Genomic DNA, 20,250 nt, shown 5'->3' with positions numbered 1-20,250 from the left:
GAGGAGCCATCCATGACCGACACCCTGACCCGCGAGCCAACCCCCGCACCGTCTCACGGCGGCGCGCCGCGCGCACTCGGCGTTCCCCGTGACCCCCGCGTGCCGTATCGCGCGGGCTCGTGGAGCGTCATCATCGTCGTGCTCGTGCTGCTGCACTTGCTCGCGTTCCAGGCCACCGACTTCCGGCCCGAGAAGCTCGTCACCGGCGCGCAGGGCATGGCGAACTTCCTCGCCGAGGCGATCCCGCCGGATCTCAGCCCCGATGTCGTGAAGGCCGGCCTCGAGGGCGCGCTCACCACGCTCTGGGTGGGCCTTCTCGGCACCACGGTGTCGATCCCGCTCGCGCTGCTCCTCGCCGTGTTCGGTGCCCGCACAACGACGCCCAACGGCTTCGTCTACCAGGTAGCGCGAGGCATCCTGTCATTCTTCCGCGCGGTGCCCGACATCGTGTTCGCGCTGATCTTCGTGACTGCCGTGGGGCTCGGCCCGTTCGCCGGTGTGCTCGCGCTCATCGCGCACAACACGGGCGTGATGGGCAAGCTCTGGTCCGAGGCGATGGAAGACATCGATCCGGGCCCTGAGCAGGCGCTCCGCACCGCCGGCGCGAGCCGGTGGCAGGTGGTCGCGAACGCGACGATCCCCAGCGTGCTGCCGCAGCTGACCGGTCTGCTGCTCTACCGCTTCGACGTGAATGTGCGCTCGTCGCTCGTGCTCGGGCTCGTGGGCGCCGGTGGCATCGGCCTCTTGATCAACAAGTCGATCAAGACGTTCCAGTTCGACGAGATGATGACCTACCTCATCATCATCCTCGTGGTGATCGTGCTCGTCGATCTCGCCTCGGCGTGGATCCGAAAGCGGCTGCAGTAGCGCGTGCGATCGAGCCGGGGACGCGGTCACCGCGTCCCCGGCTCGCGTGAGCGGTTAGGCCGCGGACGTTCCCGGGGCACTTCCTGCGGCGGCCTCAGAGCCCGCGGGTGCCTCAGGGGTCTCACCGCGGGAGCAGCGCCCGGAGGGTGTGTCGCGCGCCACGGTGTGGTCCGCCGAGGCATTGAACCTGTGGAGATTTGCGCGCAGTTGCTCCAGGTCGGCGTCCGTCCACCCGCTGAAGCGCTCGTGGTAGGCGTCTGCCCATTTCTCGCGGATCGCGTCGATGAGCTCCTGCGCGTGTGCACTCCCCGTGAGGAGCACGACACGACGATCCTCGGGCGCGGGCTCCGCCTCAACGAGGTTCAGTTCACGCAGCTTGGAGATCTGCCGGCTCACCACGGCCTTGTCCATATCGAGCATCTGACTGATGCCGGTCACCGTGAGTGGGCCCTTGCGCAACACCAGCTGCAGCACGATCAAACCGACCCCGCGGAGGTCTGGGTGAACGTCCTCCGCGTAGCGGGCCCAGCGGCTCCGTGCGAAGGCGATCACCTCCGAGAACTCGGCGATGATGTCCGCGATAGTGTCGGCGCTGCCGCCCGCCGGCCCGGTGGGGTGAGCGGACGGCAGCGTGCGATCCTTCATGATGAATAACCCTAGCTCGCCGTGCCGTCAGGGCTCGAACCGGACACCCGACCGTGGCGGGTGGGCAGGGCGATCGGCCCCGTCGCATCCGTGGGGACCGTCACCGCGTCAGCGGCACGCGGCTGCTCAATATCGCCCGTCGCACCGTCGCCCTCGGCGCGCATCTCGGCGATCTTCTCCGCGTTGCTCTTTGAGCTGAGCGGAATGTTCGGCAGCAGGATGATGGCGATGAGTGCGATGAGCGCGATGGGTGCCGCAGCAAAGAAGATGTTGCCGATCCCGTGTCCGTAGGCGGACTCGACGACGAGGCGCACCGGCAGAGGCAGCTCGGACACCTTGGGGAGCACGCCGCTCGAGAGCGACTCGGCGCCCGCGAGGTCCGCGGGGCTCAGCTTCTGCAGGCCCTCCGTGATGTAGCTGGTCACCTGGTGCGCAAGCATCGCGCCCATCGCGGACATGCCCGCGGTGCCGCCGATCGTGCGGAAGAAGGTGACCGCCGAGCTGGCGACGCCCATCTGGGTCGGTGCGACCGTGTTCTGCACCACGAGCACGAGATTCTGCATCGTCATGCCGACGCCGGCGCCCATGACAAACATCGAGACGCCCACGTACCAGTACGACGTGTCGTAGCGCAGCTGGCCCATCATGAGGAGACCTGCGAAGAGGGCGATGCCGCCCGCCACCATGTACCGCTTCCACTTGCCCGTCCGCGTGATGATCTGGCCGACGATCGTGGAGGAAATCAGCACGCCGCCCATCATGGGGAGCGTGAGGAGACTTGCCTCGATCACGGAGCGGCCGCGTGCGAGCTGCATGTACTGGCCAAGGAACACCGCGGTGCCGAACATGGCGAGACCGACGGCGACGCTCGCGATGACGGACAGCGTGAAGGTGCGGTTAGCGAAGAGGGTGAGCGGGATGAGGGGCTCTTCCGCGCGGATCTCGACGATCACAGCGAGGACGAGCAGAATGAGGCCGCCGCCCACCATCGCTGCGGTCTGCCACGACCACCAGTCAAAGCTCGAACCGCCGAGCGTCACCCAAATAAGCAACGCCGAGAAGCCTGTCGAGATGAGGATCGCCCCAAGGTAGTCGATCTTGATCTTGCGTTTAATGGTCTGCAAGTGGAGGGTGCGCTGCAGCATGACGATTGCGATGATCGCGATCGGGGCGGCGACGTAGAAGTTCCAGCGCCAGCCGATCGTGTCGGTGATCAGGCCACCGAGCAGTGGGCCGCCCACGGTGGCGACTGCCATGACGGCGCCCATGATGCCCATGTACTTGCCGCGCTCCAGTGGGCTGACGATCTCGGCGAGCACAATCTGGCCGAGCACGCCGAGGCCGCCCGCGCCGATGCCCTGCAGCACACGGAACGCGATCAGCCAGGACGGCTCCTGCGCGGTGCCGGCGAGCGCCGAACCGAGCGTGAAGACGATCAGCGCGAGCTGCAGCAGCACCTTCTTGCTCGTGAGGTCGGCGAGCTTGCCCCAGATGGGTGTTGAGATCGCGCTCGCGAGCATGGTCGCGGTGACCACCCAGGTGAAGGCGGCCTGCGTGCCGCCGATGTCGGCGATGATGATCGGCATCGACGTGCCGACCACGTTCATCGCAAGCATTGAGACGAACATGCTGAGGAAGAGCCCGGTGAGGGCAAGGCGCTTCGCGCGGCCGGAGAGCAGCGCGGCAGCGGGAGCGGTTGGAGCGGCTGAGGTCATTCGGGTGCGGGATCCTTCGCGACGGGTGATGGGCGCAGCGGGGCGGTCGAACCTCGAGGGGACCGCCGACGGCGCAAATTGTTGACGAGGGTCAACTATAGGGGATTAGTTGACCCTCGTCAACTACATCCGCCGGCCCTCCCGCGCTCGGCCGAATCGAGGTCACTTGGGCAGGGTGTCGCATGTGTGCCGTGCGCAACACCCTGCCCAAGTGACCCCGATTCAGCGGGAGGGCGGGCTGATGGGGGAAGGCGGCGTGAAGGGAGTCGCTCACAGCGGGGCTGAAGCGCCCTGGCCTGCGGATTTGTGGGGGCGAAGAAGCTTCGTCCGCCCAGTGCCGCGGTGTAATGAGACGCTCGGCCGCATGACCGCGCGCACCCCTATCGTTGCCCCGCATGAGGCGTATCAGGTGGCAGAGCTACGCGCGGGCGGGGTGTCCCGCGGGCGCTTCAGGTCAGCGGACATGAGGCGGGTCGGGCGCGGGGTGGTGCTCCACCCAGACGCGGCGTACGATTCCGATAGCCCGCGAGACCAGGCAGTCGCGGTGGGGCAGGCGCTCTCGAAGGAGTTCTTCATCTCGCGGCGGTCTGCCGCGCTCCTCTGGGGCATCCCGGCGCCCGCACTACCGCACGGCCGCGTGGAGGTTGGCTCGTTCTCGCCGTTGCGGGCCCCCAGAAGGCCGAACATTCAGGGGCATCGCGTGCGGAGTGGTGCGCTGCGCTGGGCGAGTGTCGCGGGACTCACGGTTCCGTCGGCCGAAGACGTGTGGTGCCAGCTCGCCGCAGTCGTGCCCTTGACTGGTTTGGTCGCGGCGGGCGACTTTCTCATTTCGGGATCGCGCACGGCGGGCGGCCGAACGCGCCCGCTCTCAACGCCCACAGCGCTGGCAGCGGCAATGCGGCGACACCGTGGGAGCACCGGTGCCCCGCTCAGACGAGCAGCGCTTCCACTCTTGCGGGCGCCCGTGGACTCGCCACCCGAGACTGAACTGCGGCTTCTCATCGTGGCGGCGGGGTTTCCAGAGCCACGCGTGAACTGCCGCATCCAGGCTGGGTCGACCGTCTTCCACTCGGACCTTGGGTATCCCCGGCGGCGGGTGGCAATCGAGTACGAGGGCGCGTACCACTTTCAAAGTGCGGCGCAGATGCGGCGAGATTTGGATCGAATTGAACGCATCCAGGGTGCCGGGTGGCAGGTGCTCAGGGTGACCGCCGAGACGCTGCGGTCGCCCCGCGCCTTTCTTCAGCGCCTCACGGGTGCCCTCGAGCGCGCCGCCCGGTGACGCCTCGCAACCCTGAACCCGCCGAGCCTCCCGTTGCCCCCAGAATCGGGGTCACTTCGGCAGGGTGTCGCGCAGGCGACGGTCGCAACACCCTGCCCAAGTGACCCCGATCCGGGGAGAAGGGAGGGAGAGAAGTGGGGGCGGGGCGGGTGGCGGCAGGCAGCGCGCGGGTACGGCAGAATAGAGGCATGGGACTTGAGACCGGCAGCATCCGCATCGGCGTCATCGGCGGCGGGCAGCTCGCCCGCATGATGGTGCCACCGGCGATTCACCTCGGGCTGCGCATCAGCGTGCTCGCCGAGAACGAGGGCTCGAGCGCCGAGCGCGCCGCCGACATGGTGGGCGACTACCGCGACCCCGAGACGGTGTACGCGTTCGCCGACACCGTCGACGTGATCACCTTTGATCACGAGCACGTGCCGCAGGAGATTCTCGAGGAGCTTGAACGCCGCGGCGTGGCCGTGCACCCGCGCCCCGCATCGCTGCAGTTCGCGCAGGACAAGATCGTGATGCGGGAGAAGCTCGCCGAGCTCGGCGTGCCGATCCCGGCCTGGGCTGCCGTGTCGAACGAGGCCGAGCTGCAGGAATTCATTGCGGCGAACGGTGGCCGTGCCGTGGTGAAGACCGCCCGCGGCGGCTACGACGGCAAGGGCGTGCGCGTCGTCGCTGACGCCGCCGAGGTGCGCGACTGGTTCACCGCACTTGACGAGGACGGCCATGGCGGCCACCTGCTCGTCGAAGAGCTCGTCGACTTCACACGTGAGCTCTCGCAGCTCGTCGCCCGGCGCCCCAGCGGCGAGACTCGCACCTGGCCCGTGGTCGAGACCATTCAGCGCGATGGCGTCTGCGCAGAGGTGCTCGCCCCGGCTCCCGTGGCAAACCCGGCAACGCTCGACGAAGCCGCGCGCATCGGTGCGGTTGTTGCCGAGGGCGTTGCGGTGACCGGTGTCCTCGCTGTCGAAATGTTTGAGACCCGCGACGGCCGCGTGCTGGTCAACGAGCTCGCGATGCGCCCGCACAACTCAGGCCACTTCTCAATCGAGGGCTCGGTGACGAGCCAGTTCGAGCAGCACCTGCGCGCGGTCGCAGACCTGCCGCTCGGCGACACCCGCATGACCGCGCCCGCCGCGGTGATGGTGAACGTGCTCGGCGGCCCCGCTGAAGGGCCGATGCCCGTGCGGTACGCGGCCGCGCTTGCTGCCCACCCAGGCGCCAAGATCCACAGCTACGATAAGCAGCCGCGACCCGGCCGCAAGGTGGGTCACGTCACCGTGGTCGGCGACGACATGACCGAGGTGCGCGCCGCCGCGAAGGCCGCCGCCGCAGCGTTCGACTAGGCCCGCGACCGCCACACCCCGCGCGGTACGATTGGGGCATGGCACGTAGCGCAACGCCCCTCGTCGGCGTCATCATGGGTTCCGATTCCGACTTCTCCGTGATGGGCGACGCCGTGCAGGTGCTGCGCGACTTCGGCATTCCGCACGAGGTCGAGGTGGTGAGCGCACACCGCACGCCTGACAAGATGGTCGACTACGCGCGCGGCGCGGCAGAGCGCGGCATCCGCGTGATCATCGCGGGTGCGGGCGGCGCGGCCCACCTGCCCGGCATGGTCGCCTCGATGACCACGCTCCCCGTGATCGGCGTGCCGGTGCCGCTCGCCATGCTCGACGGCATGGACTCGCTGCTCTCCATTGTGCAGATGCCGGGCGGCATCCCCGTGGCCACCGTGTCGATCGGTGGCGCGAAGAACGCGGGCATCCTCGCGGCGCGTATCCTCGGCGCGAGCGATCCCGATCTGTCGGAGCAGCTTGCCGAGTACGCACAGAGCCTCACCGACATGGTGGAGCTCAAGAATGCTGCGCTGCAGGCGCGTGTGGACGCTGACGCCGAGGCGGACGGCGGCCGCTAAGCCCGCGGGAGGCGGCGCGAACTACAGGTTCGCGTGCGTCTCCCACAGCTGCCAGGCTGCGCCGTTCCAGCTGAAGCCGCGGCCGCGATCGCCCGCGAGCACGGCAAGCTTCGCGATCGCCTCGGGATCCCGAATGAGGCGACTGCACTCTGCGGCGAACTCCTTCGCCGTTTCGGCGGCAACCCCGGCGTCGAGTACCAGCTCCGCCGTGGCCGCGTGACCCGCGTGCAATACCGGCACCGAAGCGCTCAGCGCGGCGATGGTGAGATACCCCGTGCCCGCGAAGGCCTGCGGCATGAGCAGCGCGTCGGTGCCAGCGATCACCGCACCGATGTCGGCGAGTTCGCGCGGCTGCACGATGTGCACGCGATGCTGCAGTTCGCTCGGGATCGCTGCCGCGACCGGATCCGCGCCGCTCTTGTCGCGGCTCGGGGGAGTGGGATCGAGGCTGGCGATCACCACGAGCGAGCCAAGCGCGGGGTCGGCGCGCATCGCGTCGAGCAGCCACTCGAGGCGGCCATACTCGCCGGGGGCTGCGGTCGTGAGCGCGTAACGGGGCGGCAGCTCAAGTGCTGCGCGACGCTCTGCAGCATCCGTTCCCGCGAGGTACTCGCGCGGCGGCGCCGGCTGCAGCACCTGGATGGGAAGATCGGTGCCGTAGTTCTCCTGTAGGACTCGGGCGGTTGCGTGCGTGGGCGTGAGGATCACGTCAGCGTGCCGCACTGCGCGTCGCGCAAAGGCGCGGTAGAGGCGTGCCTGCGTGTTGCCGAGCAGGGCGGGCGCCTCCCACGCGAGCGCGTGCGAGATAGTCACCGAGGTCTGCGAGCCATCGTCATCGCCGCGTGAGCGGAGCGGCACAAGCGGGGTGAGCGCGTGCACGAACTCGCCGTCGAGGGGGCGCGCCGTGGCACCGTTCTGCCAAGCGAAGGGGAGCATGCCCGCGCGCATGGGCAGCTGCTCCGTGCGGATGAGCGGAGAGGTGAACTGCGGGTTCGCTGCGCCGCGCGAGACGAGGTAGCGCGCGCTGCAGCTGCGGGGTGCGGTCTCGGCGATCGCTACGGCGAGGTCGCGAGCGGCGGCGGCCTGAGCCTCGGCCTCCCAATCGGGGAACGGATCCGCGATGAGGGTCAGTGTTGCCACGCCCGATCCCCTTTCTACCCAAGTCAGGTCGCATAAATCTGATGTTCACATTCTACGGAGTGCGGCCTCGTGAAACCGCTCCGAGCAGGCCCCGCCGCGCGCGAGCGAGACCGAATCGCAACACTTTCGCCAAGCGACCATTCGGTCAGTGTGCGAATCTGTTCAGGATTGGGCGTTTTCCCGCTTCGGCGCGTGCTGCCGGGAAGCACACGGCCAGGCAAAGTACGCTAGTTCGCATGCGTGTATTGCTGACAGGTGGCGCCGGGTACATCGGCTCGCACACTGCCCTGGTTCTCACTGAGCGCGGCCACGACGCGATCGTGCTCGATGACTTCTCGAACAGCAGCCCCGAGGCGGTGCGGCGTGTGGAGCAGCTCACCGGAGCGACCATTCCCGTCATTGAGGCTGACCTCGCCGACCGCGTCGCCACCGCCGCCGCGCTCGACGGGGTGGAGTTCGACGCGGTAATTCACTTCGCGGGCCTGAAAGCCGTGGGTGAGTCGGTTGCCGAGCCGACGCGCTACTACCGGGTGAACATTGATTCGACGCTGACGCTCCTCGACCTCATGCGCGAGCGCGGGGTCGCGAACCTCGTGTTCAGCTCGTCCGCGACCGTCTACGGGGACCCCGAGGTGTCGCCGATCGACGAGGCGCAGCGCGCCGGCGTGGGGCTCACGAACCCGTACGGCTGGTCGAAGTTCATGAACGAGCAGATCATCCGCGACGCGCAGCACGCCTGGCCCGAGCTGAGCGCGGTGCTGCTGCGCTACTTCAATCCGGTGGGCGCGCACCCCTCGGGGCGGATCGGCGAGGACCCGGCCGGGATCCCGAACAACCTGATGCCGTTCATCGCACAGGTGGCTGTCGGCAAGCGCGCGCAGCTCAGCGTCTTTGGTGACACCTACAACACCCCAGACGGCACCGGCGTGCGCGACTACATCCATGTGATGGATCTCGCCGAGGGGCACGTCGCCGCGCTCGAGCAGGGCGCGGCCGGTGTACGCACCTACAACCTGGGCTCGGGCACCGGCTCAAGCGTGCTGGAGGTGGTGCGCGCCTTCGAGGAGGCGTCGAACCGCCCCGTTCCCTACGTGGTCGCGCCGCCGCGCGCGGGCGATGTGGCAGAGGTCGTGGCCGATCCCGCGCGAGCGAACGAGGAGCTCGACTGGCGCACCACCCGCACGCTCGCTGAGGCGTGCCGCGACTCGTGGGCGTGGCAGTCTGCAAACCCGGGCGGTTACACCGCATGACGCTCGATCTCGAGCGGCCGCTGCGCTACCCGGATACCGAGTCCGCACCGCTCATGACGAAGCGGGCGCGGTGGCTCGTGCTGATCGGGTTCCTGTTCCCGGGGAGCGCCCAGTTGCTCGCCGGCAACCGGAAGCTTGGCCGTTTCGGGGCGGTGGCGACCTCGCTGCTCATCGTCGGTGTGCTTGCGGCGCTCGGCGGCCTGCTCTTCGCGCGGGTGGCCACCCTGTCGTTCTTTGCGAACAGCATGGTGCTGCTCGTGCTGCAGATCCTGCTGGTGTTCTACGCGGTGCTCTGGCTGGTACTCGGCTTCGACACGCTGCGCCTCACGCGCCTCGTGAAGACGCATCGGGGGTGGCGCGTGCCGATCGCGATCCTCTCCGTGCTGCTCACCGTGGTGCCCTCCGCGGGGGCGGCGTGGACCGCGACGACGATCAACGCGGGCCGCGAGCTGCTCTCCGGGCTGTTCAGCGGTGCCCCGGCGGTGGAGCCGGTCGATGGTCGCTACAACATCCTGCTGCTCGGCACCGACGCGGGCGCCGATCGTGAGGGATTGCGCCCCGACAGCATCTCGCTCGTGAGTATCGACGCGAAGACCGGGCAATCGGCGATTATCGGGATCCCGCGCGAGCTGTCTGGGGTGCCGTTCCCCGAGGACTCGCCCATGTACGACATCCACCCGAACGGCTTCGGTGTCGCACCGAATGCGTACGGCGACTGGGGTGGCTGCGAGGTGGGCCGATGCATCCTCAACGGGCTCTACGCCGAGGTTGAGCTGTTCCAGCCCGAGCTGTACCCGAACGCGAAGGCGAAGGGGTCGTCGCCCGGCATCGAGGCGACAAAGGACGCGGTCACCGCGACAACGGGGCTCGAGGTGCAGTTCTACGTGCTCCTCAACATGGATGCGTTCGAGAGCATCATCGATGCGCTCGGCGGCGTGACGATCAACGTCGAGGAGCGACTGCCCATCGGTGGCGACCAGTACGGCAACAATGTTGACGGCTACATCGAGCCCGGTCTGCAGAAGATGAACGGCTACACCGCGCAGTGGTACGCGCGATCCCGCTATGGCTCGGATCGTGGCGACTACGACCGCATGGAGCGCCAGCGCGAGCTGCAGGCCGCCATCCTCGACCAGATGAACCCGAGCAATGTGCTGCTCAACTTCCAGAAGATCGCCGCCGCGGGCACGCAGCTCGTGGAGACGGATCTGCCCGAGTCGATGCTCGGTCGTTTCCTCGATCTCGCAACGAAGGCGAGCGCGCACAAGCCGCTGAACGTTGAGCTGGTGCCGCCGGAGGTGGATCCGGACTACCCGGACTTCGACGTGATCCGGCAACTGGTGGCGCAGGGCATTGCCGAGGCCTCACCAGCTCCCGAGGAGTAGCGCGAGCGATGCCCCGGCTGCGCCGCTGAGCGTGCGCGGCCGGGGTGTCGGTGGTGCCGTCTAGACTGTCCGAGGCCCAACACGAGTCGAAAGGGGTGTGAGCGCATGCGCGTGACCGCCGTTCTGGTGGCCTACAACCGGCGCGAGCTGCTGCGGGAATCCCTTGCCGCCCTCGCCGCGCAGAGCCGACCCGTCGACCGCCTGGTCGTGGTGGACAACGCGTCTGATGACGACTCCGCCGCCGTTGCCGCCGAGATGCTTGAGCACTGGGGCGAGCGCGGGCGCCTGATCCGCCTCACGGAGAACACGGGTGGGGCCGGCGGTTTCGCGACCGGCATCGCTGCCGCTGTCGCCGAGGAGTGCATCGACTGGGTGTGGGTGATGGACGACGACACCGTGCCTGGTCCCGATGCGCTCGCCGGCGCGCTCGATGCGCATCAGCGGTACCTCGCCTCCGGGCAAGACGACCTCGCTGTAATGGGGTCGCGCGTGGTCTGGACCGACGGGGAAGACCACCCCATGAACACGCCGAAGGCAAAGATTCGGGCTGACCAGACTGAGCGATCCCGCGCTGCCGCTGCCGGGGCCATGGAGATCCGCTCCATCTCGTTCGTGTCCGCGTTCCTTCGTGCTGACCGCGTGCGCGACCTCGGGCTGCCGATCGCCGACTACTTCCTGTGGAACGACGACTTTGAGTACTCCGCGCGGCTACTGCGCGGCGCTCGCGGGCTCTACGTGCCGGGCTCGGTGGTCACGCACAAGACGGTGAAGCGAGGCTCGAGTGATCAGGATCCGGGCGCGCGTTTTTACTTCGAGGTGCGCAACAAGCTCTGGGTGTTCCGCACGAGCCGCGCGCTTGCGGGGTGGGAGAAGCTGCTCTACTCGGCGGCGACGGCCCGCCGCTGGTTCCGCACGTTCCGTGCGTCGGGGGATCGCGCGCAGCTGCGCGATTGCCTGCGTCGCGGGTGGCGCGATGGCTGGCGCACGGCGCCGCGCTCGACGCGTGAGGTGCTGCGCGACACCGGCGTGCCCGTCGACGTGATGGTTGCGGTGGACCAGCTGTCGAAGCTCGAGGAGCGCTAAGCGGGGTTCCCGTCTCACCCGCGCATGAACTTTGCGATTACAATGTGAAGTCTCTGTAAAAATTTAGGGGGATTTCATGCGCAAGCTGCTCGGCGTGCTGCTCACCGCGGGCCTCGTGCTCAGCGTTCCCGCCGGACCGGCGTTCGCCGTCGACGATGAACGCAGTGCAGACACGACCCCCACTGTCACGCTGCTCGACGAATCGCTGGAGACGCTCGTCCCCGGTCCCGATACTCCTGTCGAGCCCGGGCCCGGCGGCGAGAACACCGATCCCGATCTTGGCGTCACCGACCCCGGCGAGGTCGGGCCCATCCCCGCTCCCGAGCAGCTGCCCAGCGTCACCGGCGTCGCGCAGGTCGAGCAGACGCTCCGCGGCACGCCGGGGCTCTGGCTGGCGCCGGATCTTGACTTCGCCCTCCAATGGCAGGTTGACGGCAGTGACGTCCCCGGGGCCACCGGCGACACGTTCCCTCTGCTTCGCGACTACGCAGGCAAGAGCGTCCGGCTGACCGTCACCGCATCTCGTGCGGGATCCGATCCGCTCACGGTCGCCTCCGAGGCAGTGCTGGTGAAGCCCGGCACGCTCCGCGCCGGCGCGTTGAAGCTCTCGGGCACCGCGACCGTGGGGCAGAAGCTCAGCGTGAGCGCGCAGGCATCTGTGCCGAGCGGTGCGGCGCTGAGCTACCAGTGGAAGCGCGCGGGTGCGGCGATCGCGGGGGCAACCGCGGCGAGCTACACCCTTGTCGCCGCAGACCTCGGCAAGCAGATCACGGTCACGGTCACCTCGCAGCTCGTTGGTTTCACGCCGGCCTCAGCCTCCGTTGGGGTGGGCAAGGCCGTGGCCGCTGGCACCCTCACCACCGCGACGCCAAAGATCTCGGGCGCCGCTGTGGTGGGCACCACCCTCAAGAGTTCGGTGGGCAGTTGGAAGCCCGGCGGCGTGGCGCTCAAATACCAGTGGAAGCGCGGCGGTGCCGCGATTCCGAAGGCAACGGGGTCGAGCTACAAGCTCACCTCCGCCGATGCGGGGAAGAAAATTACCCTGAGCGTCACGGGCACGCTTGCCGGGTACGGCACCCGCACAGTGACCTCCGCCGCCACCGGCACCGTGCTCCGGACGCTCACCGCGGCACCGACGCCGAAGATCTCCGGCACCTCGAAGGTTGGGGCGAAGCTGACGGCCTCATCGGGCGCGTGGAAACCGGGACCCGTCTCCCTGTCGTACCAGTGGCTGCGCAACGGGAAGGCGATCAGCGGCGCGACGAAGGCGAGCTACACGCTCACGAAGTCCGATGGCGGCGCGAAGGTGTCCGTGCGCATCACCGGAAAGAAGTCGGGCTACGTCACCGTGGCGAAGACCTCCGGTACGCGCAGCATCCCGAAGGTGCTGAGCAGCCCGAAGCCCACCATCTCGGGTTCGGCTGTGGTGGGGTCGAAGCTCACCGTCAAGCGTGGCACCTGGACCAAGGGCACGAAGCTCAGTACGCAGTGGTTGCGCAACGGGGCCGCGATTCGTGGCGCGACTGGGTCGAGCTACACCGTGGGCAGCGGCGATATCGGGAAGCGGATCTCGGTGCGCGTCACGGGCTCGCAGAGCGGGTACTCGACCGCTGCGCAGGTGTCGAACGCCACCGGCGCGGTGAAGACCCCGAGTCGCTACAACCCCGGGTACTCGGGCACCTGCCCGGCGTGGGCGCCCATCAAGGGAAACCACGGACGTAGTGACTGGATCTACCACGTTGCGGGAAGCACGTATTACAGCCGCACCGTCCCCGAGGAGTGCTTCTCTACGGTGGCCGCAGCTCGTGCCGCCGGGTACCGCGCCCCGCTCCGGTAGGTCGCCCCCGGTGCCGCGGGACCGTCCTGGGCTGCCCCGCGGCACCGGGATAGGCTTGGGGGATCATGTCGAATCCCTCCGCGCCCGCTGCTCCGACAGCTGAGTTCTCGCTGCTCTTGCCCGTCTACGCGGGAGATAGCGCAGAGTTTCTGCGCCTCGCGTTTGAGAGTTCGGTCGACCACCAGACGCTGCGGCCCGCGGAAGCTGTCATCGTGCAAGACGGCCCGGTCCCGCAGGCGCTTGCGGGCGAGCTCGCGCGGATCGAGAAAGCGAGCCCGGTTCGCGTGGTGCGGGTCACGCTGCCCGAGAACCGGGGCCTTACCGAGGCGTTGAACCGTGGCCTCGACGCATGCTCATACCCGGTCGTCGCCCGCATGGACGCCGACGACGTGTCAATGCCCGAGCGGTTTGCGCGACAGTGGGCGCTGATGGAAACCGGGCTTGACTTGGTCGGCACAGGGATGGCGGAGTTTGAGCACGATCCCGAGCAGATTTCTTCAGTGCGCACGCCGCCCGTGGGTGCGGAGCGGATTCGAGCGCACGCGCGCACGCACAACCCCTTCAATCATCCGACCATGATGTATCGGGTGGCAGCTCTCGATCGGATCGGCCGCTACCAGTCGTTCGGCAAGATGGAGGACTACTGGCTTGGGATCCGGCTCATCGATTCTGGCGCGCAGGTCGAGAACATCCCCGAGCCGCTGCTTCGCTACCGCGTGGGAGCGGGCGCGTTCGCGCGCCGCGGCGGATGGACCGAAGCGCGCACGGAGTGGCGCCTGCAAGGTGAACTGCGCAAGATGGGCTTCATTTCGCGCGGAGAATACCTGCGCAACGTCGTCATGAAGGGCGCCTACCGGCTGCTCCCGGCGGGCCTCAAGCGTCTGCTGTTCCGCGGCCTGGTGAGCGGCGGCCTCCCCGGCGACCGTTCTGCCTGATCGCACACAATATCGAGAATTGCGAGGATTCAGTCCTCGCGTTCGTAAATCTCGCGTACTGAATTGAACTCTTCTGTTCCCGCTCGGGCGAAACTGAAGCCCGAATCCAGCGAGTACCAGGCGATTCCGTTTTCGAACGGCATCGCACGGGTCTCAAAATCTTCGAAGCGGCCTCGAGGTCGACCAGCGAGTAGCCCCCATGGACCTCGCGGCCCACCCGCACGTTCGTACGCAGAAAGGAAAACACCGCGTGGCAAGCCCACTGCTTCGTTTGTGGCACCTGGGCCAGTGAACGCTGAGATAATCCCACGCTCAAACTCCTGGTACACCCCTGAATCAAGTTGCTGCTGAGGAGCGAGGGGAGCACCGTACGCCGATGGATTTCGATCATAGACTGAGCTGAGCGGGTGTAGGACGGGAAAATCGTTCACAAGCCCCTGTCCTCGCTGGGAGCGCTCGAGGGCATCGACGGCTTCCTCTATGGGGCCGTCAAAGATGACACGACCATGCTCAAGCACAATTCCACGTTCGCAGAGCCGAAGAACCTGGCCAGCGTTGTGGCTCACAATGAACATAGTCTTTCCGCGTTCACGCAACTGAAGCATCCGTTCGTTGCACTTCTCACGGAATGCAGCATCCCCGACAGAAAGAACTTCGTCCACCAAGAGCACATCAAACTCTGTGTGTACTGCCACCGCGAATCCGAGGCGCGCGTACATGCCGGAGGAGTAGCGTTTCACCTCTGTATCTATGAACTCCCCAATTTCAGAAAACTCGAGAATGTCGTCGAATTTTGCGTCAGTCTCCTCTTTTGACATCCCCAGGATGGCGGCGTTGAGGTAAACATTTTGACGCCCGGTGAGGTCAGGATGAAACCCGGCGCCAACCTCAATGAGTCCGGCAATTCGTCCGCGGGTCCGTACCCAGCCTCCGTCTGGCGCGAGTACACCGGACAGGAGCTTCAGAGTCGTCGATTTTCCTGAGCCGTTGCTTCCCATGAGCGCAACCGACTGACCCTCTGGAACATCGAAGCTCACTCCGTCGACAGCGTTAAAGTCTGTCGTGAGCTCCTTGCGTTGGAGCGCCGCAATAAATGTTTCCTTGAAGGAATTGGTGTGTTTGATCTTGAATGTCTTCTTGGCGTCAGAGAAGACGATGGCGGGTTTCCCGCGTTCAGAGATTTTGGGCAAAAGAACCCTCCAACTTGCGAAAGACGAGCTGCCCCACAATCAACGTACCGACAGCGATGGTTGCGCCGACCAAGGCAAAAACAAGTAGTCCTTCGGGGCGTGCGGAATCTGGCGCCAACGGAAGCCAGAAAGCGTCGTGAAACATCTCAACCGCGACGGTCATCGGGTTCATCATGTAGACGTTGTAGAGCCACTCTGGAGCCCGATCGCGAACCATTGTCCATGCGTAGAGGACTGGAGACGCCCATGTTGCGAACATCAGAATGAGATCGACAAAGTTGCGTGCATCCCGGTAGGCGACATTCACTGAGCCGAAGAAAAGCCCGAGTCCCAACGCAAAACAAAGAATAAGGGCAACGCCAATGACAAAACCGACTACTTGAAGCCAGCCGATTGTCCAGCCGCACGCCAACGCTACGACGAGCAGAAGAACTGCCTGCGGAAGGAAATGAACAAGTGCGACACCAATTGCTGAAACCGGAAACAGCGCCCGAGGTATGTAGATCTTCTTGATAAGGGAAGCATTGTCGGTTATCGCACTCGTGGTATTGCGCAGCGCCTCAGAGAAAAGATTAACTGCAACAATTCCTGCAAATAGGTACACAGGGAAGTAGTCAATTCCCCGGCTCTGTCCCATGATCAGGCCGACCACGAGATAGTACATCAGGAACTGTGCGCCAGGCCTCACATATGACCATACCCAGCCAAGGACTGAGCCATGGTAGCGGGTTGCGATGCCCTTCCTCAGGAGAAGCGTCAGGAGATACCGGTACTGGAATACCCCCCAAAGCCCCTTGCTCTTGCCGGGAGTCTGGAATTCCGGATCAGAGAGAGCAGCTGTGTACGTCACGTCGGATGAGCCTACTGTTCTTTTCTGAGCGATCGCGAGACGGCAACCGGATTGAGGGCTCCCTGGCTGCGCCACCAGGCGAAAGCACCAGTCAAGGACCCCAAATCTTCCGGTACCCAACCGGACCCTGTAAACAGCTCTCCTGCTACATAGTGCCCGAGAAGATGATCTGCGAGAGAAGAATCATGGCCTGCCCGCTCAATTCCGACAGAGTTCACCCCTGTGATTCGAGGTGGCGTGCCGTAGACCTTTGCGAACGGGGGCACATCTCGCGTGACGGGCGTGCCCATGCCGATCATGGCCCCACCCGCAATCACGCGACGTTGATGGACTACGGCATTCATTCCAATGTTCACGCGATCGCCAATGACACAATGTCCTCCAACGCTCACACCAGCTGAAATGGTCGCATCTTCGCCAAGCAACACATCGTGTGCAAGGTAGGCACGGTTGAGTACCCAACTGCGGGCGCCAACATGTGTCGCGCGGTAACTGCCCTGATGGATCACTGCGGACTCACGAATGACGACGTCTGCACCTATGCTCACACCGGCGTGATCGAGTTCCCCCGCCCACGCCAGGTTCTGAGCGAGTGAGCTCATCTCGGGCGGAGCCCCGATCTGCGCTCCAGCTCCGATCCATGCCCGATCCCCGATAGTCAGGGGTCCGAGAAGTACAGCCCCTGGGCCAACGCAAACGTCGGTGCCCAGCTCGACCCCTTCGCCGACAAAGGCAGCGGGGCTAATACGTGTACCCATTACAGACTCAATGTCTCGCCGGTCTTGCCCGAGAGAATCGCAGCTTCTGCAACTCGAAGTGTCTCGAGACCCTCTCGCAAAGTAACGGTATCGGCCCGGAGACCAAGAATCGCATCGCGGAAGGCTTCATGTTCCGACTTCAAGGGTTCCCGTTTCTCCAAGGCGAACCTGGTGACTTCCCCTTCGCTGACCCCCCGGAACGCCGTGATGGCATCCCATTCCCCCCGGAAAGTTCCGTTCTCATAAAACGTGAGATCAGCAGTCAGAGTGTCTGCCACGAAGGCGCCGCGCTCTCCTGTGACAATTGTGAGCCGTTCTTTGAACGGGCTCAGCCAATTGACGAGGTGATTAACAATTATCCCGTTCTCAAGCTTTCCGGTCATCGCGAGCATGTCTTCGTGCTCGCGACCGCTGCGGTACGTGGTCTGCGCAGAAACAGACTGATACGGCGACTGCGCCAACCAGGAAGTGAGATCGATGTCATGGCTTCCGAGATCCTTAACCACCCCTACGTCGGCGATTCGGGCAGGGAAAGGGCCTTGGCGCCGTGTCTGGATCTGGTATACCGCGCCAAGGTCACCACGTTCAATCCGACTACGCAAGCTCATGAGAGCAGGGTTAAACCGCTCGACATGTCCGACCGCTGCTACAAGGCCACGATCCTCGAAGAGCTCGACAAGACTCGTGGCGGCATTGAGGTTATGGGCAACGGGTTTCTCGATAAGCGTATGAACCCCAGCAGCTGCAAGCGTAAGTCCAACTGGCTCGTGGTAGATCGTGGGAACTGCCACAACTGCCGCATCTATGCCCGCAGCGATAAGCTCCTCAACCTGGGAATAGAGGGGAGTGTCCCCCGCTACTCCATGAGGGTCGCCCATCGCATCGCAGAGGCCTACGAGTTCGACGCCTTCAATCTCACGCAACACGCGCGCGTGGTGACGCCCCATCATGCCGAGCCCGATGAGACCAAACTTGAGGGTCATGTGTACTCCTTGCGAATCTACGCCGAAGAACGGCGATGTACCTAGTTTAGAAGATGGTGCATATGCACCTAGCACCCGGTGATTTCGTAGAGAACGGCATCGCCCTCGCGATCGACCTCCGTAAGAGCCGACGCATTCGCCGGATCGATGTCGCTGATGGGGTGATATGGTGCTGCCCGAGGTGTCTCTGGGAAGACATATTGGGTCCCGAGGTCCAGTACGAACCGCGTGTTGAATTCCCGACTCAAGGAACATGCTTGCGGAGTCCCAACAGCAATTCCCTCAAGCATCTCGTTGATACGAGGGTCATACTTTCCACCGGTGTGAGGAACTAAGACTTCCCTGTCGGCTATAGCGTATGCAAGTGCGCCCCCGTTCCAAGGGTTGTTCGCAATTACCTGTCCCTCCGGGACGTGCTTCTCGAGACGTTCGAGCAGCGCTCGTTCGTCGTTGTCAAGTAGTGGAGCGGCTGCATCGGTCTCGTACTTGGTGCTGACGTACTGGACGCCAGCGAATGCCCCGGCCCCCTGAGTAGCCGCGAGTAAGAACAATGCACCAAAAGTGACTCCTACAATGCGCGAGGCCTGAGGATGAGCCACCAGGCGCGCGGATGAGCGCAAGCCAACGTCGAACCACGCTGCAGCCGCGCTTGCGCCGATGACAACGAGAGGGAGCGCGCCAACCCAAATAAGCGCAGCGAGTCGCCAAGGATCGCTGTACCACGGAGAGAGGAAGAACGTGCGCCATTCGGAAGAGGGGAAGCCGTCCGCTATGACATAGAAGGCCAATGGGATCAATGCACCGAAGCCGATCCAGCGACGGCGTTGGGACCGTGCGATCACAACTAATCCTAAGAGAAACAGCAACGTGACCGGCCATGCATGCCCCTCCAGTCTGGGGGTCATGCCGAATGCATCAAGCAGCGCGCCGGAAACCTCGTGTTTTCCTTTCCAAGGATTGTCCGTGGTTCGACCGACAGCCCACGCAATGACTATCGCCAACCCAAGTAGCGGCAAGCCGGAGAGCGCGGCGGTGAGCCGTATCTTGCGCGGCAGTAGGGGCTCGACGAGTGCGCCTGACCAGCCAGGCACTCGCTGTCCTCGAAACGCGCGGTACACCACAGTGATAGCCGGCACGACCATCCAGAGAAGAGCGATGTGAATAGCATTTGGGTGCGCGAAAATCGCCGCTCCGAGCGAACCAAAGGTGAGAAGCCCCGCAGCAACGAAGAAGGAACCCTCTGAACGTCGAGCATTCGAGAGCGCGCAGAGCTGGAGTACTCCGGTAAAGATATACGGAGCTAGAGCGATCGCAAGCAGATTGGGATAGAGGACTCCATAGCCTGCAAGGGCGAGCGGAAAGTTGGGGAACGCTGCTGATGCGATCCCGGAAACCAGCGTTACACGGGTGCTTGGCCCCGCAAGAGCTCGCCCCAAAAGGACCACACCGATTGGCCACACCACGGCGCACACGACGAAAACTGTAGCGTTCGTGGCGATCGGGACTGAAGCCCCCGAGAGTTGCGCCACGAGAGCGACAAATCCGTGCCATAGCGTTGGATAGTAGGTCTTCGAGCCTGGGGCCGCGAGATCCATGTCGAGTGGCGACGCGCTGCCAGTCTCCAGTATCTGACGGACAGCATTGAGGTGAAAATTTGCGTCGAAGGTTTGAGAAATCGCATCTGCTGACTTCATACTCAAAGTGAGCGAGACAGCTATCGCGAGGCCACCAAGTGCTGCTGCGCCGATTGGCACTAGTGTTCGGTGTAGGCCTGCACGGTTCCTGTGAGCTGGCCCCACCCGGCGGGCGCAAACAAAGGACAGTGCAGCGACTACTATCCCGAGCGCGAGCGGGGGAAGTGGAGACCAATGGACCCTGACAAGCGGCGCAAGTAGAGACGCGATAGCGACCACAGCCAGGCTTGCCGGGATAGCGACGGCAAACGCAAAAAAACCGCGGAGCCGTAAAGCCAGAGAAATTGGTAGTCCAAGCGCGACGACTAGGAGTAGTGCTGCCGTGGCGGGTACGACGAGCGGCAACCAGGCGATCATTCGGAACTGTCCGCGCTTCGCTTTGCTTCGGCTTCGACCACTCGCGCCTCAAATAGGGCGACAGCTCTCGCGAGATCGGTTACTCGAGCGTCGCTCCGCGCCTTCGCTCTAATAGTCGAGACCGCGAAAAATAGCGTCATGATGACCAGCAAATAGAGCAGGAGGTCAGTTCCTCGGCCTACACCGAAGAAGTGCGCAACCTGGGTGAGTGCGTTGGGGAAAATGATTGCGAAGACAGCCGCAGCAACAAAAAGCAGGGCAATGATCCGCTTGAGAGCTAGGGACCGATCGCCAGGAAGTGCACGAATCGCTAGGACCGCGACGATGACTACTCCGAGAATTAGGAGAACTTGTATCAGCTGCATGAGGT

Annotated in this window: 18 protein-coding genes; 9 read left to right on the top strand and 9 right to left on the bottom strand. The window is 64.9% G+C overall.

What is annotated here, in order from left to right:
• Positions 1 to 12 precede the first annotated feature (12 nt).
• The gene (gene phnE / locus D3226_RS09355) at positions 13 to 867 is read left to right on the top strand and encodes a phosphonate ABC transporter, permease protein PhnE (protein ID WP_202382284.1); all 855 of its coding nucleotides are present in this window, start codon (positions 13 to 15) and stop codon (positions 865 to 867) included.
• A 54-nt stretch (positions 868 to 921) separates the two neighbouring features.
• On the opposite strand, the gene D3226_RS09350 is transcribed toward phnE, so the two are convergent.
• Both D3226_RS09350 and D3226_RS09345 read right to left on the bottom strand, forming a co-directional pair.
• Positions 922 to 1,512, bottom strand: coding sequence for a MarR family winged helix-turn-helix transcriptional regulator (locus tag D3226_RS09350; protein ID WP_202382283.1), 591 nt, complete (start codon positions 1,510 to 1,512; stop codon positions 922 to 924).
• A gap of 11 nt (positions 1,513 to 1,523) precedes the next feature.
• Positions 1,524 to 3,227, bottom strand: a complete 1,704-nt coding sequence (locus D3226_RS09345) for an MDR family MFS transporter (RefSeq protein ID WP_202382282.1) — start codon at positions 3,225 to 3,227, stop codon at positions 1,524 to 1,526.
• 364 nt (positions 3,228 to 3,591) lie between these two features.
• On the opposite strand from D3226_RS09345, the gene D3226_RS09340 reads away from it, so the two are divergent.
• The 3 genes from D3226_RS09340 (at position 3,592) to purE (ending at position 6,418) form a co-directional block, all read left to right on the top strand.
• On the top strand, positions 3,592 to 4,509 hold the full coding sequence (locus D3226_RS09340; RefSeq protein WP_202382281.1) for an endonuclease domain-containing protein: 918 nt from the start codon (positions 3,592 to 3,594) through the stop codon (positions 4,507 to 4,509).
• Between the two features lie 188 nt (positions 4,510 to 4,697).
• A complete protein-coding gene (locus D3226_RS09335) occupies positions 4,698 to 5,846 on the top strand; it encodes a 5-(carboxyamino)imidazole ribonucleotide synthase (RefSeq protein ID WP_202382280.1) in 1,149 nt (382 codons plus the stop codon).
• A 38-nt stretch (positions 5,847 to 5,884) separates the two neighbouring features.
• Entirely contained in the window at positions 5,885 to 6,418 is a 534-nt protein-coding gene (gene purE, locus D3226_RS09330) for a 5-(carboxyamino)imidazole ribonucleotide mutase (RefSeq protein WP_202382279.1), read from the top strand.
• A gap of 21 nt (positions 6,419 to 6,439) precedes the next feature.
• Here the strand turns inward: purE and D3226_RS09325 are convergent, their stop codons facing one another.
• Positions 6,440 to 7,558 (bottom strand): glycosyltransferase family protein, encoded by a 1,119-nt coding sequence (locus D3226_RS09325; protein WP_202382278.1) that lies wholly within the window; start codon positions 7,556 to 7,558, stop codon positions 6,440 to 6,442.
• A 236-nt stretch (positions 7,559 to 7,794) separates the two neighbouring features.
• Between D3226_RS09325 and galE the strand changes: the two genes are divergently transcribed.
• From galE to D3226_RS09300, 5 genes are all read left to right on the top strand, one after another.
• Positions 7,795 to 8,808 carry a UDP-glucose 4-epimerase GalE gene (gene galE / locus D3226_RS09320; RefSeq protein WP_202382277.1) on the top strand — a complete coding sequence of 338 codons (1,014 nt, stop codon included), beginning with the start codon at positions 7,795 to 7,797 and terminating at the stop codon, positions 8,806 to 8,808.
• On the top strand, positions 8,805 to 10,193 hold the full coding sequence (locus tag D3226_RS09315; RefSeq protein ID WP_202382276.1) for an LCP family protein: 1,389 nt from the start codon (positions 8,805 to 8,807) through the stop codon (positions 10,191 to 10,193). The genes galE and D3226_RS09315 overlap by 4 nt, the downstream gene beginning before the upstream one ends.
• Positions 10,194 to 10,298: 105 nt before the next feature.
• Positions 10,299 to 11,276: a glycosyltransferase gene (locus D3226_RS09310; protein ID WP_202382275.1), complete on the top strand. Its 978-nt coding sequence runs from the start codon at positions 10,299 to 10,301 to the stop codon at positions 11,274 to 11,276.
• Between the two features lie 76 nt (positions 11,277 to 11,352).
• Positions 11,353 to 13,113 (top strand): sunset domain-containing protein, encoded by a 1,761-nt coding sequence (locus D3226_RS09305; protein WP_202382274.1) that lies wholly within the window; start codon positions 11,353 to 11,355, stop codon positions 13,111 to 13,113.
• 65 nt (positions 13,114 to 13,178) lie between these two features.
• Positions 13,179 to 14,048 (top strand): glycosyltransferase, encoded by an 870-nt coding sequence (locus D3226_RS09300; protein ID WP_202382273.1) that lies wholly within the window; start codon positions 13,179 to 13,181, stop codon positions 14,046 to 14,048.
• Between the two features lie 29 nt (positions 14,049 to 14,077).
• On the opposite strand, the gene D3226_RS15065 is transcribed toward D3226_RS09300, so the two are convergent.
• The 6 genes from D3226_RS15065 to D3226_RS09270 form a co-directional block, all read right to left on the bottom strand.
• Positions 14,078 to 15,238, bottom strand: coding sequence for an ATP-binding cassette domain-containing protein (locus D3226_RS15065; RefSeq protein WP_202382272.1), 1,161 nt, complete (start codon positions 15,236 to 15,238; stop codon positions 14,078 to 14,080).
• Positions 15,222 to 16,088 (bottom strand): ABC transporter permease, encoded by an 867-nt coding sequence (locus tag D3226_RS09290; protein ID WP_202382271.1) that lies wholly within the window; start codon positions 16,086 to 16,088, stop codon positions 15,222 to 15,224. Before D3226_RS09290 ends, D3226_RS15065 begins: the two co-directional genes overlap by 17 nt.
• A gap of 11 nt (positions 16,089 to 16,099) precedes the next feature.
• Positions 16,100 to 16,690, bottom strand: a complete 591-nt coding sequence (locus tag D3226_RS09285) for an acyl-ACP--UDP-N- acetylglucosamine O-acyltransferase (protein WP_337248954.1) — start codon at positions 16,688 to 16,690, stop codon at positions 16,100 to 16,102.
• A 155-nt stretch (positions 16,691 to 16,845) separates the two neighbouring features.
• Complete coding sequence (locus tag D3226_RS09280) at positions 16,846 to 17,829, bottom strand: Gfo/Idh/MocA family protein (protein ID WP_202382269.1); 984 nt, start codon at positions 17,827 to 17,829, stop codon at positions 16,846 to 16,848.
• A gap of 68 nt (positions 17,830 to 17,897) precedes the next feature.
• Entirely contained in the window at positions 17,898 to 19,880 is a 1,983-nt protein-coding gene (locus tag D3226_RS09275) for a DUF6541 family protein (RefSeq protein ID WP_337248953.1), read from the bottom strand.
• A complete protein-coding gene (locus D3226_RS09270; RefSeq protein ID WP_202382267.1) occupies positions 19,877 to 20,245 on the bottom strand; it encodes a DUF2304 domain-containing protein in 369 nt (122 codons plus the stop codon). The genes D3226_RS09275 and D3226_RS09270 overlap by 4 nt, the downstream gene beginning before the upstream one ends.
• Positions 20,246 to 20,250 lie beyond the last annotated feature (5 nt).

This window comes from Leucobacter chromiireducens subsp. chromiireducens (genome assembly GCF_016758255.1).
Taxonomy (GTDB): Bacteria; Actinomycetota; Actinomycetes; order Actinomycetales; family Microbacteriaceae; genus Leucobacter; species Leucobacter chromiireducens.
This window is presented reverse-complemented; position numbering and strand designations above follow the sequence as displayed.

Excerpts from the sequence above, each read along its gene's own strand:
- D3226_RS09335 (WP_202382280.1), top strand. The coding sequence starts at position 4,698 with ATGGGACTTGAGACCGGCAGCATCCGCATCGGCGTCATCGGCGGCGGG.
- D3226_RS09340 (WP_202382281.1), top strand. The coding sequence starts at position 3,592 with ATGACCGCGCGCACCCCTATCGTTGCCCCGCATGAGGCGTATCAGGTG.
- D3226_RS09315 (WP_202382276.1), top strand. The coding sequence starts at position 8,805 with ATGACGCTCGATCTCGAGCGGCCGCTGCGCTACCCGGATACCGAGTCC.
- purE (WP_202382279.1), top strand. The coding sequence starts at position 5,885 with ATGGCACGTAGCGCAACGCCCCTCGTCGGCGTCATCATGGGTTCCGAT.
- D3226_RS09305 (WP_202382274.1), top strand. The coding sequence starts at position 11,353 with ATGCGCAAGCTGCTCGGCGTGCTGCTCACCGCGGGCCTCGTGCTCAGC.
- galE (WP_202382277.1), top strand. The coding sequence starts at position 7,795 with ATGCGTGTATTGCTGACAGGTGGCGCCGGGTACATCGGCTCGCACACT.
- D3226_RS09280 (WP_202382269.1), bottom strand. The coding sequence starts at position 17,829 with ATGACCCTCAAGTTTGGTCTCATCGGGCTCGGCATGATGGGGCGTCAC.
- D3226_RS09275 (WP_337248953.1), bottom strand. The coding sequence starts at position 19,880 with ATGATCGCCTGGTTGCCGCTCGTCGTACCCGCCACGGCAGCACTACTC.
- D3226_RS09350 (WP_202382283.1), bottom strand. The coding sequence starts at position 1,512 with ATGAAGGATCGCACGCTGCCGTCCGCTCACCCCACCGGGCCGGCGGGC.
- phnE (WP_202382284.1), top strand. The coding sequence starts at position 13 with ATGACCGACACCCTGACCCGCGAGCCAACCCCCGCACCGTCTCACGGC.
- D3226_RS09285 (WP_337248954.1), bottom strand. The coding sequence starts at position 16,690 with ATGAGCTCACTCGCTCAGAACCTGGCGTGGGCGGGGGAACTCGATCAC.
- D3226_RS09345 (WP_202382282.1), bottom strand. The coding sequence starts at position 3,227 with ATGACCTCAGCCGCTCCAACCGCTCCCGCTGCCGCGCTGCTCTCCGGC.
- D3226_RS09300 (WP_202382273.1), top strand. The coding sequence starts at position 13,179 with ATGTCGAATCCCTCCGCGCCCGCTGCTCCGACAGCTGAGTTCTCGCTG.
- D3226_RS09310 (WP_202382275.1), top strand. The coding sequence starts at position 10,299 with ATGCGCGTGACCGCCGTTCTGGTGGCCTACAACCGGCGCGAGCTGCTG.
- D3226_RS09270 (WP_202382267.1), bottom strand. The coding sequence starts at position 20,245 with ATGCAGCTGATACAAGTTCTCCTAATTCTCGGAGTAGTCATCGTCGCG.